The organism is Ignavibacteriota bacterium (genome assembly GCA_016716225.1).
Lineage (GTDB): Bacteria > Bacteroidota > Ignavibacteria > Ignavibacteriales > Melioribacteraceae.
Genome location: JADJWT010000001.1, coordinates 1,568,216 through 1,582,903, shown reverse-complemented (window position 1 = coordinate 1,582,903; position 14,688 = coordinate 1,568,216). Strand labels below are relative to the sequence as shown.

At 30.0% G+C, this 14,688-nt stretch carries 10 protein-coding genes; 6 read left to right on the top strand and 4 right to left on the bottom strand.

Features of this window, described 5'->3' with window-relative positions; translation table 11 throughout:
- The first annotated feature begins 18 nt into the window (after positions 1–18).
- Positions 19–1,644 (top strand): 2,3-bisphosphoglycerate-independent phosphoglycerate mutase, encoded by a 1,626-nt coding sequence (locus IPM32_06675; protein MBK8944945.1) that lies wholly within the window; start codon positions 19–21, stop codon positions 1,642–1,644.
- A 62-nt stretch (positions 1,645–1,706) separates the two neighbouring features.
- Here IPM32_06675 and IPM32_06670 read toward each other — a convergent pair whose 3' ends face one another.
- Entirely contained in the window at positions 1,707–2,426 is a 720-nt protein-coding gene (locus IPM32_06670; protein ID MBK8944944.1) for a DNA-binding protein, read from the bottom strand.
- A gap of 207 nt (positions 2,427–2,633) precedes the next feature.
- On the opposite strand from IPM32_06670, the gene IPM32_06665 reads away from it, so the two are divergent.
- Complete coding sequence (locus IPM32_06665; protein MBK8944943.1) at positions 2,634–3,038, top strand: hypothetical protein; 405 nt, start codon at positions 2,634–2,636, stop codon at positions 3,036–3,038.
- A gap of 123 nt (positions 3,039–3,161) precedes the next feature.
- On the opposite strand, the gene IPM32_06660 is transcribed toward IPM32_06665, so the two are convergent.
- Positions 3,162–4,628: a transporter substrate-binding domain-containing protein gene (locus IPM32_06660; GenBank protein MBK8944942.1), complete on the bottom strand. Its 1,467-nt coding sequence runs from the start codon at positions 4,626–4,628 to the stop codon at positions 3,162–3,164.
- 68 nt (positions 4,629–4,696) lie between these two features.
- Here IPM32_06660 and IPM32_06655 point away from each other — a divergent pair, with 68 nt between their 5' ends.
- From IPM32_06655 to scpA, 3 genes are all read left to right on the top strand, one after another.
- Positions 4,697–5,722 (top strand): chemotaxis protein CheB, encoded by a 1,026-nt coding sequence (locus tag IPM32_06655; protein ID MBK8944941.1) that lies wholly within the window; start codon positions 4,697–4,699, stop codon positions 5,720–5,722.
- A 130-nt stretch (positions 5,723–5,852) separates the two neighbouring features.
- The gene (locus tag IPM32_06650; protein ID MBK8944940.1) at positions 5,853–8,009 is read left to right on the top strand and encodes an acyl-CoA mutase large subunit family protein; all 2,157 of its coding nucleotides are present in this window, start codon (positions 5,853–5,855) and stop codon (positions 8,007–8,009) included.
- Complete coding sequence (scpA, locus tag IPM32_06645) at positions 8,009–10,192, top strand: methylmalonyl-CoA mutase (protein ID MBK8944939.1); 2,184 nt, start codon at positions 8,009–8,011, stop codon at positions 10,190–10,192. Before IPM32_06650 ends, scpA begins: the two co-directional genes overlap by 1 nt.
- Before the next feature lie 70 nt (positions 10,193–10,262).
- Here scpA and IPM32_06640 read toward each other — a convergent pair whose 3' ends face one another.
- A complete protein-coding gene (locus IPM32_06640) occupies positions 10,263–11,399 on the bottom strand; it encodes a hypothetical protein (protein MBK8944938.1) in 1,137 nt (378 codons plus the stop codon).
- 138 nt (positions 11,400–11,537) lie between these two features.
- Here IPM32_06640 and meaB point away from each other — a divergent pair, with 138 nt between their 5' ends.
- A complete protein-coding gene (meaB, locus tag IPM32_06635; GenBank protein MBK8944937.1) occupies positions 11,538–12,650 on the top strand; it encodes a methylmalonyl Co-A mutase-associated GTPase MeaB in 1,113 nt (370 codons plus the stop codon).
- Here the strand turns inward: meaB and IPM32_06630 are convergent.
- Entirely contained in the window at positions 12,637–14,445 is a 1,809-nt protein-coding gene (locus tag IPM32_06630) for a hypothetical protein (GenBank protein MBK8944936.1), read from the bottom strand. The two genes, meaB and IPM32_06630, sit on opposite strands and share 14 nt — an antisense overlap.
- Between the last annotated feature and the right edge of the window lie 243 nt (positions 14,446–14,688).

Below are 14,688 nucleotides of genomic sequence, written 5' to 3'. Positions count from 1 at the left end.
AAAATGCGGGATTTAAAAATGAATTTAAAATTAGAAAAATTAAAAAATTTCAAACCAAGAAAAGGTCCGGTTTTATTAGTAATTATGGATGGAGTTGGTTTTGGTAAACAAGATGAAAGTGATGGCGTTTATTTAGCTAAAACTCCAAACTTAGATAAAATTTTAACACTTCCAAATCAAACAAGATTAAAAGCTCATGGTACAGCGGTTGGTTTACCGAGTGATGACGATATGGGAAATAGTGAAGTCGGACACAATGCACTTGGTGCTGGTCGCGTATTTGCTCAAGGTGCAAAACTTGTAAATATTTCAATTGAAACTGGAGAATTTTTCAAATCAGAAAATTGGAATAGAGTTTTGGAAATTGGGAAATCTGGAAAGACTGTTCACTTTTTAGGTTTACTTTCGGATGGAAATGTTCATTCTCATATAAAACAACTTTTTATTTTAATAAGCAAATGTGCAGAAGCCGGAGTGAAAAAATTAAGAATTCACGCTTTGCTTGATGGAAGAGACGTTCCCGGAAGATCAGCACCGAATTATATAAATCCAACCGAAGAATTATTGAAGAAAATTTCCGCTGAACAAGGTTTTGATTATAATTTTGGTTCCGGCGGCGGAAGAATGATTACAACAATGGATAGATACAACGCTGATTGGGATATTGTTAAACGTGGATGGGAAGCTCATGTTTTAGGGATTGGAAGAAAGTTTAAAAGTGCAACTGAAGCAATTAATAAATTTTATGCAGAATCTGAAAAAATTGATCAATATTTAGATCCGTTTGTAATTGTTGATGAAAATGAAAAACCAATTGGAATAATTGAAGACGGCGATGCGGTTGTAATGTTCAACTTTAGAGGCGACCGTGCAATTGAAATTTCACGCGCTTTTGAAGAAGAAAATTTTGATAAATTTGATAGAGTTCGCGTACCTAAAATATTTTATGCGGGTATGATGGAATACGATGGTGATTTGCATATTCCGAAAAATTATTTGGTTAATCCGCCAAAGATTGATAGAAGTATCAGTGAGTATATGTGTGCGGAAGGATTAAACACTTTTGCAATTTCTGAAACACAAAAATACGGTCACGTAACTTATTTTTGGAACGGAAATAAATCCGGTTACGTTTGTGAAGATAAAGAAACATACGTTGAAATTCCTTCTGATAAAATTGAATTTGATAAAGCTCCAAGAATGAAAGCAGATGAAATTACTGATAAAACAATCGAACTTTTAAAATCCGGCAAATATCAATTTGGAAGAATAAATTATCCGAATGGTGATATGGTTGGTCATACCGGAGTTATGGAGGCTGTAATAAAATCTGTTGAAGCTGTTGATGACGGCTTGGCAAAACTTCTTCCGGTAATTGATGAACTTGGCGGTATTGCTTTAATTACTGCAGATCATGGAAATGCAGATGAAATGTTTACGGTTAGCAAGGGTGTGAAAACTCCAAAAACTGCCCACACATTAAATCCGGTTCCGTTTGTAATTTATGATCCGAATTTTAACGGCGAATATAAAATGGCAGAAATTGATACTCCTGGATTAACAAATATTGCTGGAACAATTTTAAATTTACTAGGTTATGAAAATGTAGAAGATTATGATAAATCTTTGATTGAAATGATTTAATATAGAATTCAAATTTTTGTAGAGATTTGAATAATCAAATCTCTACGATTTTTTTTCTAAAGTTAAATTTCCTTTTCCACAACAATTGATGCATCTTCAATAATCATATCATAAAAATATCCAGCGCCAAAATCTTTATCTAATGCAAGAAATCCTTCAACTATTATTGTATTTCCAACTTTTGCATCTTGATTTGAAGTTACTGTAATATCAACTGTTTCGCCAAATTTTGTTCCGTCCTGAATATGAATCCAATTTCTTCCCATAATTCCGCCGTTGTATTTTGTAACAACACCTTTAATTTTAATTTTTTTACCAGATAGATTTTTTTTATCCTTTGCAATTGTTTCAACAGTTTTTCCATCCGATAAATGTTCAACTGAAATATTTGAAGAAGCTTCAACTTTTGGTTTTGTATGATCTGAAGATGCAGCCATTTGCGGAATTTGCTTTTGTTCAGAAGTAGCTGATTTTGAAATTTCATTAACAAATAAAATACTTGCAAAAGTTTTGTTAAGCGATTTGCTTTCAAAATTTTTCATTTCCATAGCATCTTTGAAATAATAAGTTTCACCATTTTCAACCGGCATTTGTCTTATAGCAACCCAAAATTCTTGCCCGTTTTCGTCACCTTTTAAAAATGTATAACCGCCGCCGTTCATATGCTCAGTAACTGTAATTTTTTGCATTCCGGCCGGAATATTTTCTGAGTTTTCGGTTTTCTCATTACATGCAAGAAAAAAAACTTGTAAAACAATTAAAAAAGCCAACAATTTCTTCATTTTAATTCCTTTCGATATTAGTAAATATTTTTGATAGTAAATTTATGAAATAATTTTATTAGATAAGTTGTCTAATAATTAAAATCGACTTTAGGTAAATATTTTTCCACAAAAATATTTGTTGATTAATGAAACAAAATTACTTTATATTTGTCAAAAAGGATAAACAATCTTGTTTTGAAATTCACTTACCAAAGGAGAAAAATAATGAAAAAAATAAAAGGTCTTTTTGCTGTTTGCATATTCCTCTTTTTAGCTTCATCAATATTTGCACAATCAGATAACAGTGTTGCAGAAACAAAATCAACAGTTGAAAAAGCGGCTTGTTCAACATCTTCTGCAGCGTGTGATTCAAAAGCTAAAGAAGCAAAAATGTCTGGCGTTTCTACAATCTCAAATGATGTTCAAGTAAAAGTAGTAAATACAATGGATAATAAATCTTCTGTAAAAAGTGAAGCTGGATGCTGCGGTTCAGATAGCAAAGTTGAAGGTGCAAAAATGTCTGATTCAAAAAAAGGAAGTTGCAATTCTTCTGTAACAAAAACAGCTTCAGTTGAAAATCAAAAATCACATAATGCAGATTGTAAATGTGAAGGCTGTGTAAAATCATAAGAATTTTCAAATATAATTCCGGAAGATTTATTAAAATTTTCCGGAGTTTTGAATCATATATTTGTAAAGTTACGATAAAGAATTTTTGAAATAGTTTAATGTAAAGTACTAATTTGAAGAGTGTTATTTTATAAATTGCTTGTATCTATCATATCTCTGCATTATATCTTTTACAAATTTTATAGTTTCAATGCATTTACAAAACCCGTTGCGAACAACTTCATCATTATAATATTTTTTTGAAGATTTTTTCATCAAAAAAGTTTCAACATTATTTTGCCATTTTGAGGAATCTGCATCGTATTTTATTGCCAATTTTCTTGCATCTTCAATATGTCCGTATCCCAAATTATAAGAAGCGAGTACAAACTTAACTCGTTCATCTTTATCTTTAACTTTTTTCTTCCAAAAATCATCCAGCCATTTTAAATATTTTGCACCAACTTGAATGTTTTGTTCCGGATCCAATAAATCATTCGCACCATAAGCTGCACCGGTTTCAGGCAAAATCTGCATTAAACCAACTGCGCCAGCCCAAGATGTATCTTCGTTTACAAATTTTGATTCTTGATAAACAATTGAAGCCAGTAATCTCCAATCCCAATCTATTAATTTTGAATATTTTTTTATAATATTATCATATTGTGAAATTACTCCGCCTTCTTTAAGCAAAAATTTACTTTGCCTTCTATTTTTATAATACATCTTATGTTTGTAATATCTTTCATAAATAACTTGGAATTCCATCGTTTTCTTAAAACCATCAATCCATTTATTTAATTGATTTAGCAATTCTGATGAATTTTTATTTACAGCCCAAGCAATTCTCTGCGGAAGTGAAATTTTTGTATCAATATCAAGAATTGTAAAATATTCCTTATTCAGATTTGCAACATTTTCATCAGCAATTGTAAAATCTATTACGCCGTTTGCAACTTGTTCAATCAAATCTTCTGTAGAAAGTGTATCATTTGCTTGCAAAATAATTATATTAATTCCGTTTTCTTCTGCTAAATTTTCTAATCGTTTTGAGTATGAACTTCCTTTTCTAACATAAACAATTTTATTATTAAGCTGATATGGTGATTTTACAAGCGAATCATTAATTTTATCAAAACTTAATCTTCTCCAATTCTTGGGTTTTCGTTGTACTAAAACTTGTGATGTTGTATTAAAATGATTTGTAAAATCGAAATTGTGTTTTCTTTCATTTGTTACTGTTAAATTGTATGCAATTAAATCTGCATTATTTTCTTCAAGGTTTGAAAACATTTCATCAATATTTTTTTCAAGTTTGAATTCAACATCAACACCTAATTTATCTGCAAACTTTTTCAATAATTCATATTCAAAACCCATTGTTTTGCCTTTGAAAATAAAATAACTGTAATTATTGTAGCCGGTAATTGCAACTAATTTTCCGCGGTTTTTTATTTCTTCAATTGTGTGGAATTTTATTTTTTCTTCAGTTATGCATGAATTTAGAATTAATGAAAATAAAAATAGAAATGACACATAGAAAAGATTAAGTTTAATTTGCCGCAGTTTCATATATATTATTATTTTGTTTGCTTCAATTTGTTTGAACAAATAATCTCAAATTATTGCACTTATTCAAAAGATCAATTTTTAATCGATAATAAAACAAAAAATTAAAATTGAATATTGCAATTTTCGATATTTCGGCAACAAAACGAGAAGTTATAAAATCATCGTTAAGTTCCCATAAACGTATTTCAAATTTATATTTGTTCGGCAGTATTGAAAGTTTGGCAAAACTGCCATTTTTTTCAAATGTCGATATAATCATTATAACTGCGGAATCTGTAAAAAGTAATATAGCATTTTTTACAAAATTTACCACAGATAGAAATCATTTAGCAAATATCATATTTCTGTACAATCATGAAAATCAATCTACTTTAGATTTTTTAAAATCTGTTAAAAATCTAACTGCTTGTTATGTTCCCAGTTTAAACAAAAACGGTGAAATTTTATTACGCGAATTAAAATTAAAATTATTTCCGGTAATAGATAAAATTATTAGTTCACATAAAACTGAACTGGAAAAAAATAAAATTCAAAATACAAAAACTGTTAAAAAGGTTGATAATTATTGTGCTGTTTTTATTGGTGTTTCAATGGGCGGACCAAAAGCACTAAGAACTTTACTTCCGGAACTTTTAGAAAATATTGAATTACCGATTATTATTGTTCAACATATTATGCAAAAGTTTTCAAACATTTTTGTTGATACATTAAGCAGCTTAACTAATAAAAAAATTTTACTCGCTCAAAATAATATGATTATTGAAAACAATACTGTTTACATAGCACCCGGAGGAATTCATATTGAAGTCGGTTTAAATAAAAATAATGAATTGATAATTTTATATAACGATTCTCCGCCGGAACAAAGTTGTAAGCCTTCAATAAATTATTTATTTAGATCTGCTGCAGAAGTATGTAAGGAAAAATCAATTGCCGTAATTTTAACGGGAATGGGAAAAGACGGAACAGATGGAATTATGAAGTTAACTCAAAATAATGCATACACAATTGCTCAAGATGAAAAAAGTTGCGAAGTTTGGGGAATGCCGCAAAGTGCGATTCAAACCGGTTGTATTACACAAGTACTTCCTTTAGATAAAATAGCAAATCATATTTCTGAACTTTTATCATAAAAATTATCATTTCATTTTTTTAATTTTCATCAAATTTCTCATAATAAAAACAAAGTATTTTTTCCATAAATAAAAGAATTTAGAAATAATTATTTTACGATACTAAAATTTTACTTTTCTGGAGAAAACAATGTCTGATGAAATAAAACTAAGTTCAAATTTAGAATTATCAAAAGAATTTCTTTCACCAACTTTTGATGAATGGAAAGCAAACGTTGAACTTGAGTTAAAAGGTGCTTTATACGAAAAAAAAATGTATACAAAAACGTATGAAGGAATTGAATTAAAACCAATTTATACAAAAGAAGATTTACAAAAACTTAATTTTGTTGATTCACTTCCGGGATTTGAAAATTTTGTTCGCGGAAAAAATAAATCCGGTTACTTTGAAAAAAGTAGGAAAGTAAATCAAGAAATTAATATTGCAGATACCGAAGAATATAATTTAGCTTTAATCGATGCATTAAAAAATGGTCAAAATTGTATTAACATAAAATTGGATTCTGCAACAAAATTAGGAATTGATGCAGATTATTCTGATGAAATAAATGTTGGCGATTCTGGTTTATCAATTTCTGCAATTAAAAGTATTGAGAGGTTATTCAAAAATATTGATGTTGAAAAAATTCCCTTAATAATTAACACCGGAACAATTTCTTTACCGTTTCTTTCATTAATAAAATCATATTTTGATTTGAAAAATATTGATACAAAATTTTTAACTGGTGTAATTTCCGCCGATCCGATTTTTGAATTAGTTCAAACCGGAAAATTGAATTATGACGAAAATTTTATTTTCAGCTCAATGAAATTATCAATTGATTGGGCAGAAAAAAATTCTCCAAATCTTAAAGTTATAGGAATTAATACTTTACCGTTTGCAAATAGCGGGGCAAATTCTGTACAAGAAATTGCAATCGCTTTATCAGTTCTAACTTATTACACAAATAAATTAATTGAATTGGGTTTAACTCCGGAAGTAATTTTTAACAAAGTACAATTCACATTTGGCATAAGTACAAATTATTTTATGGAAATTAGCAAATTTCGTGCAATCAGAATTTTGTTAAGTAACTTTGTAAGTGCTTATGGAATTGATTCTTCCAAATTTGAATTTGATGTTAACGCAAAGAATACAACTTTTTACCATACGGGATTGGATCCTTACGTAAATTTATTACGAACAACTACACAAACTTTTAGCGCAATTTTAGGCGGTGTTGATGGAATAACTTCTGCACCGTTTGATGAAACAAGCAGAACTCCGGATAATTTTTCACGAAGAATTGCAAGAAATACTCAAACAGTTTTACGAGAAGAATCACATTTGGATCAAGTAATTGATCCAGCTGGCGGCTCTTATTTTATTGAAAGTCTGACCGAAGAAATTGCAAAAAATGCTTGGGAATATTTTAAGAAAATTGAAAATGAAGGTGGAATTTTTGAATCGTTAAAAAATAATTTCATTCAAAATGAAATTGAAAAAGTTTATGGAGAAAGAAGTAAAGATATCAACAAACGCAAAGCTGTAATTGTTGGAACGAATATGTATGCAAATATTAATGAAAAACCTTTGGAGAAAATTGCAATTGATAATTCTGAATTTTATAAAAAGAGATCTGAATATTTAAAGAGATTTAGACTAAACGGAACAAATGAAAAGCATGAAATTGTAATGAAAAAACTAAATTCAATTTCTAACAATCCCGAGATAGAGCTTATAAATATTATGTCGGATGCATATTTGCATGGCGCAACAATTGGAGAAATTACTAGCGCTTTTACTTCATCTTATAAAAATGAAATAAGAATAAATCCATTGATGCAAAAAAGAGCTTCCGAAGATTTTGAAAATCTTAGAGAATTAAGTAGAAATTATAAAATTAAAAACGGATTTTTACCGAATGTATTTTTAGCAAATATGGGTTCAATTAAAGATTATAAAGCCCGTGCTGATTTTTCAAAGGGATTTTTTGAAATTGGCGGTTTTGAAGTTTTTGATCCGCCTGGTTATACTGATATAGAAAATTTAATAAACGATGTTTTGGATTCCGGAACATTGATTGTTACAATTTGCTCGACCGATGATAAATATCCTGAATTGGTTCCGAAAATTATAAAAGCAATCAAATCTAAAAATGGAAATATTCAAATAATTTTAGCTGGCTATCCAAAAGAGCAAATTGAGCAGCATAAAAAATCCGGTGTTGATGATTTTATATTTCTCGGAGCAGATGCAATGAAAATTCTCACTTCCCTCTATAACAAAATTGGAGGGCAAATATAATGAACAAACCAAACTTTAAAGATGTAAATCTTAATTTAAGTTTTGATAAAAAATCATATTCCAATTGGAAAATGGAATTTGAAAATTCTTTAGGAAAATCAACTGAAGAATTAATTTTTCAAACGATGGAGCAAATTCCGCTAAATCCACTTTTCACAAAAGAAGATTTAAAGGATTTTGAACATTTAAATTTTTTGTCGGGCATTCCTCCTTTTCTTCGCGGACCATACAGCACAATGTACGTAGTTCGTCCATGGACAATTAGACAATATGCCGGATTTTCAACAGCCGAAGAAAGTAATGCATTTTATAGAAGAAATTTAGCTCAAGGTCAAAAAGGTCTTTCCGTAGCTTTCGATCTAGCAACACACCGTGGTTATGATTCGGATCATCCTCGTGTTGTTGGCGATGTTGGAAAAGCCGGTGTGGCAATTGATTCCGTTGAAGATATGAAAATTTTATTCAACTCAATTCCATTGGATAAAATGTCAGTTTCGATGACGATGAACGGAGCCGTTTTACCGATTATGGCTTTCTTTATTGTTGCCGCTGAGGAACAAGGAGTAAAACCGGAATTATTAACCGGAACAATTCAAAATGATATTCTAAAAGAATACATGGTAAGAAATACTTACATTTATCCGCCGGAGCAATCAATAAAAATTATTGCAGATATTTTTGAATTTACTTCTAAGTATATGCCTAAGTTTAATTCAATAAGTATTTCAGGCTATCATATGCAAGAAGCCGGAGCAACTGCTGATTTGGAAATGGCTTACACTCTAGCTGATGGTTTAGAATATGTTAAAACCGGAATTAAAGCCGGATTAACCGTTGATACTTTTGCACCGCGTCTATCATTCTTTTGGGCATTAGGAATGAATTATTTTATGGAAATTGCAAAAATGCGTGCGGCAAGAGTTTTGTGGGCAACTATAATAAAACAATTTAATCCAAAAAATCCAAAATCAATGTCGCTAAGAACTCATTCACAAACATCCGGTTGGAGTTTAACTGAACAAGATCCGTATAATAATGTAGTGAGAACTTGTGTTGAAGCAATGGCAGCGGCATTGGGTCATACTCAATCTTTACACACAAATTCACTTGATGAAGCGATTGCACTTCCCACTGATTTTTCTGCAAGAATTGCACGTAATACACAGCTATATTTACAGCATGAAACCGGAATTACAAATGTGATTGATCCATGGGGCGGATCATATTTGGTCGAATATTTAACCGATGCACTAATTAAAAAAGGCTGGAATCATATTTTGGAAATAGAATCTCTTGGCGGAATGACAAAAGCAATTGAAGCCGGAATTCCTAAAATGCGGATTGAAGAAGCTGCTGCACGTCGTCAAGCAAGAATTGATTCCGGTCAAGAAACAATTGTTGGAGTAAATAAATTCAAACTAGACAAAGAAGATCCAATTGAAATTCTTGAAGTTGACAATACTGCTGTAAGACTTTCTCAAATAAAAAGATTAAATCAAATTAAAAAATCTAGAAATGATGTTGATATAAAAAATTCTTTAGTTGCGATAACAAAATGTGCGGAAACCAAAGAAGGAAATTTATTAGATTTGGCAATTAAAGCTGCCAGAGTTAGAGCAACGCTTGGAGAAATTTCTGATGCAATTGAAAAAGTTAGCGGGAGATATAAAGCTGTGACAAGAACAATTTCCGGAGTTTATAGCAGTGAATATAAAAATGATGAAAATGAAATGTTTGAAAAAGCAAGAAAGTTGACCGATGAATTTGCAGAAACAGAAGGTCGCCGACCTCGAATATTAATTGCAAAAATTGGACAAGATGGACATGACCGAGGTGCAAAAGTTGTTGCAACAGCATATGCCGATATGGGATTTGATGTTGATGTTGGTCCACTTTTTCAAACACCCGAAGAAACCGCAAAACAAGCTGTTGAAAATGATGTTCATGTAGTTGGAATGAGTTCTTTAGCTGCGGGACATAAAACACTTCTTCCTCAATTAATTGATGAATTAAAAAAATTAGGAAGAGAAGATATAATTGTAATTATTGGAGGTGTAATTCCCCAGCAAGATTATGAATTTTTATACGAAAATGGAGCTTCAGCAATTTTTGGTCCCGGCACAAAAATTCCAGAAACCGGAATTAAAGTTATGGGAATAATTAAAGAAAGATTTTTAAATTAGTTTATAATAAAAAGATACGATCTTTTTAGATCGTATCTTTTATGATCTTTAAATTATTTAATAATGACGTTTACAAATTTGCATTTATTATTGGTAAAATTTTAAACGGAACTGGATTATTTTCTGCAATATTAATTATCCCAATTTGTATTCCATTTAAAAATTCTGCAAAATTTACTAACCCAATTGTTAACCCATTTTGAACATTTGTAATTCTGTTAAATCCGGCAAGTGAAAATCCGTTAAGTTCACTTATTTCTGTCCAAACTGGAGAAATATTTATACCGTTTAAAATATCAGTTTCTGTTTTATATCCGGAGAAATTAATTCCACTTACTTCACCTTTACTTTTCAACAATCCAAGCGTAAAATTAATACCCAAAATGCCATATGAACTTGTAACCGTTAAACCGCCAATATTAATTCCCTTTATTTCATTAGTGGAAACAACAGCCAACCCAGCTAAATTTATTCCACAAATTTCATTTTCAGCAACCAATGCCAAAGTTCCAAAACTAAATCCACTAATTTCTCCTTCAGAAACTAATGCTAACCCACCAATGTTAATTCCGGAAATACTAGATTGTGAAACTTGGGCCAATCCACCAATATTTAATCCTATTAGAGAACCTTCTGAAACTAAAGCAAGTCCACCAAAATTTATTCCGATAATATCTTTTTGTGAAACTAATGCTAAACCTCCAAAGTTTATTCCGGTGATTCCATTTTCAGAAACTTGTGCTAATCCACCAAAATTAATACCACTAATTTCACCCTCGGAAACCAATGCTAATCCTCCTAAATTTAATCCAATCATATCACCACCAGAAACAGATGCTAAAATTCCTAAATTAATTCCATGAATATTTTCTTCAGCTACAATAGCTCCGCCTATTGCGAATCCATTTATTTCACCGGCCGCTGGAGCCAATCCTATTGCCAAGCCATTCACATTTGAATTATAAACTTCCTTAGGTTTCCAAATTGTAAAATTTATTCCATTTATATTTTCAATTCCGCAATCTGAAATATTCAGTCTAATTCCATTCCAATTTTTGGAATTACCGAAACTCAAGCCGGTATTGGAGATTCCCAAATCCAAACTTGAATTTGAGCAAAATGTCGTATCAAAATTTTCTTGAGCAAAATTTAAACTCGAAAAAAATACGACAAAGAAATAGCTAAATAGAAAAAATCTCTTTATCATTTTATATAATCCCAAATTTATTTATCAATTATTTAGACTTTCTACATCAATAATTGTTACACGCAAATTTTTTTTTTTTTAACTTTCCTTAACTTGTAATAAAGAAAATATTTTTTAAGTTTTTTTGCGAATTGAAAATTGACAAAAAATAAATCATACAGACCCGATTGGACGCCGAAAAATGCTGGCGATGAATTTGCTGTAAATGTTATTAAGGGAGTTGATGGAATTTTAAATTTATCATCAACAAAATTAAAATCTGTAAAATCAAAAATTAATTCGGTTGATGAATTATTCAATGGAGTAATTAATGATGATAGAAATTTGCTGGCAAGATGTATAACTTTAATTGAAAGCAACTCACAAAAACATCACGAAAAATCTGAGCAAATTCTAAATAAACTTCTTCCTTATTCTGGAAATTCAATTAGAGTCGGTATTTCGGGAGTTCCCGGAGCTGGGAAAAGCACTTTAATAGAAGCCCTTGGATTGTATTTAATTCAACAAGGACATAAAGTTGCAGTATTGACCGTTGACCCAAGTAGTTCGGTTTCCAAAGGAAGTATTCTTGGTGATAAAACTCGAATGGAAAAACTTTCGCGGGAGAAAAATTGCTTTATTCGTCCTTCTCCTTCTGCAGGAAACTTAGGCGGCGTTACAAGAAAAACTCGCGAAACAATTACTGTTTGCGAAGCTGCCGGATTTGATGTAATAATTATTGAAACTGTTGGTGTTGGTCAAAGTGAAATTTCCGTAAGATCCATGGTGGATTTTTTTCTATTGTTAATGATTGCTGGAACCGGTGATGAACTTCAAGGAATTAAAAAAGGAATTATTGAAATTTCCGATGCATTGGTTTTTAACAAAGCAGATGGAGAGAATAAACAAAAATCGGAAATTGCAAAAGTTGAATTCGCAACAGCGGTTCATTATTTACAACCTTTTACAAAAGATTGGGAAGTAAAAGTTTTAACAGCTTCGGCAATAAATAATGTTGGTATTTCAGAAATTTGGGAAATGATTACTAAATATATTTCTCATACGAAAAACAATAATTCATTTTTTGAAATGAGAAAAAAGCAATCACTTGATTGGCTGCATTCATTGATAAAGGAAAGTTTAATTAATGAATTTTATAATAATCATTTTATTAAAAAGGAAATAAAAATTCTTGAAGAAAAGCTTATTTCCGGAAAAATAAATGCTGCTTCTGCTGCTGAAGACATTTTAAATATATTTACACAACTTTAATAAGCTGTACTGGTTTCATTAAATTAGCAAGTTCAAATTCAATATTTTCTATTTCAACAATAAAATCATCTTTTATATCTTCAAACTTGTGTTTGTATTCCTCAAATAAATTTTTGTAATAAGAAATTCCTTCATTCATATTTTCAATAAAATTATTGAAATAAGCAATTTGCTTATCCGTAAATGGAGTTTCAATTTCTTCAATTTTATTTTTCAAATAATCATAATAAAGATGTAATTCTTTTAAAAAGAAATTTGGTCTATCATTTCTTTTTATAATATTTATTTTTCCGTAAATATGATCAACCATTTCTTTTAAAGAAACTATCTCGGAAAAATATGCAAGATTTGGTCCCGGACAAACAGAAACTCCTTCACTTTTAATATTGTTGTCAATTCCGTGTAAATACCTTGTAGAATTTGCTAAACCAATACACAAACATTCCTTTTCAACAATTTTTTTTCTAGCTTCTGAATATTCAAATCCACTAAGATTTTTTGTTTCAAGCTCTTTTAATTTTAAATTTTGATATTGACGTGAAGCCGTACAAATAACTTGATCTGTAAATTCCGTATTAAATGTTAAAAACTTTTTGGGACATGCACTTCCCGGAGTTCCTTTTTTATCTTTTTCAATTTTATCAATTTCTTGTGTATTTCCTTTAACGGCATTAAACGGAACACCAAGCGGCGAAATTCCGCTTAAATATAAATCATCTTCTTTTGCATTACTTAATAATGCTAAAGTTTTAGGATCTACATTGGTTGCTTCCGGAACAAGTAAAAATGGAGTTCCCCAGCCAACAGAATCAATATTATAATGTTCTAATAAAAATTTTTGTTCTTCGTTAGTTCCAACTCCGCCTTGCGCAGTAACTAAAATATTCAATGGTTGATTGGGAATTTGTTTTCCTTTTTGTTTTAACGCATCCGAAAATATTTCATATACTATTGAAAGAAGTTCCTTTCGTTTTAGTTTGAATTCTTCGAGAATTGGTCCTAGCAAATATCCATCTGTAGCGAATGCGTGTCCGCCACAATTTAATCCAGATTCAATTCTATATTCAGAAACCCAAATTCCTTTTTTTGCAAGAAATTTTCCTTGTATTAAAGCCGAGCGATAATCACTAACTTTGATTACAATTTTCTTTTTTATTTTTCCATTTTCATCTGGGAAGAAATCTTCAAATTTTTCAATATACGAATAAAGACGCGGATTCAATCCGGCAGACAATACTAAAGATGATTCTAATTTACTATTTGCAAAACCTCTTAAGGCAGCATGTGCATCATTAAATTCGGAAGGAAGTTTTTCTTCATTAAAATAATTTTCTTTATCAAGCTTTGTCATAATGTTTACATCAATTGATCCAAGATGTAAATGTTCATCAAGCCAGCTTTGAACTTTCTTAAAATTCTCATTTAGAATTTTGTTAAAATCTTCTTTAAGATGTGCTGCATCAGGAAGCATTTCAAAATATTTATGAATTTCATCAATATTTTTATGATAGGAAGATTTTAATTCCTCAAATTTTTCCTTTACAAGATTATCCAAAAGATTTAAATATTCAGTAAATCGTTTTGCTCTAAAATCTTCAATTTTATTTGTGATTGATTCAAATGGCAGATTAAACTTTTTTGAATAATACTCGCGCATATTTTCAACAAGAATATCATCCACTAAAGAAACCACCGAAGAAATACCATATTTAGCAACTTTAAATGGAGTATCAATTGTAAATCCGGTTCCCATTACTGGAATATGAAATGTATGTTTTATCTTATTTTCTTTCATAATATTTTTCTCAGATATAAATCAAAAAGGTTAACTGAAGATAATTATTTATTAATTTAATACAAAGAGTCAAAATTTTTCTTACTTATATTTTTAAGTTTTTATGCACATTTTTGCACAAATTTCAAATAAAATTAAAAGTTATTTAAGAATTTTGGCTGTTTATTGAATAAAAAAGAATTGTTGCATTCAAAAATTCAATTCTAAATCTTCTATTTGACCAATATAAATTTTATTGAATTT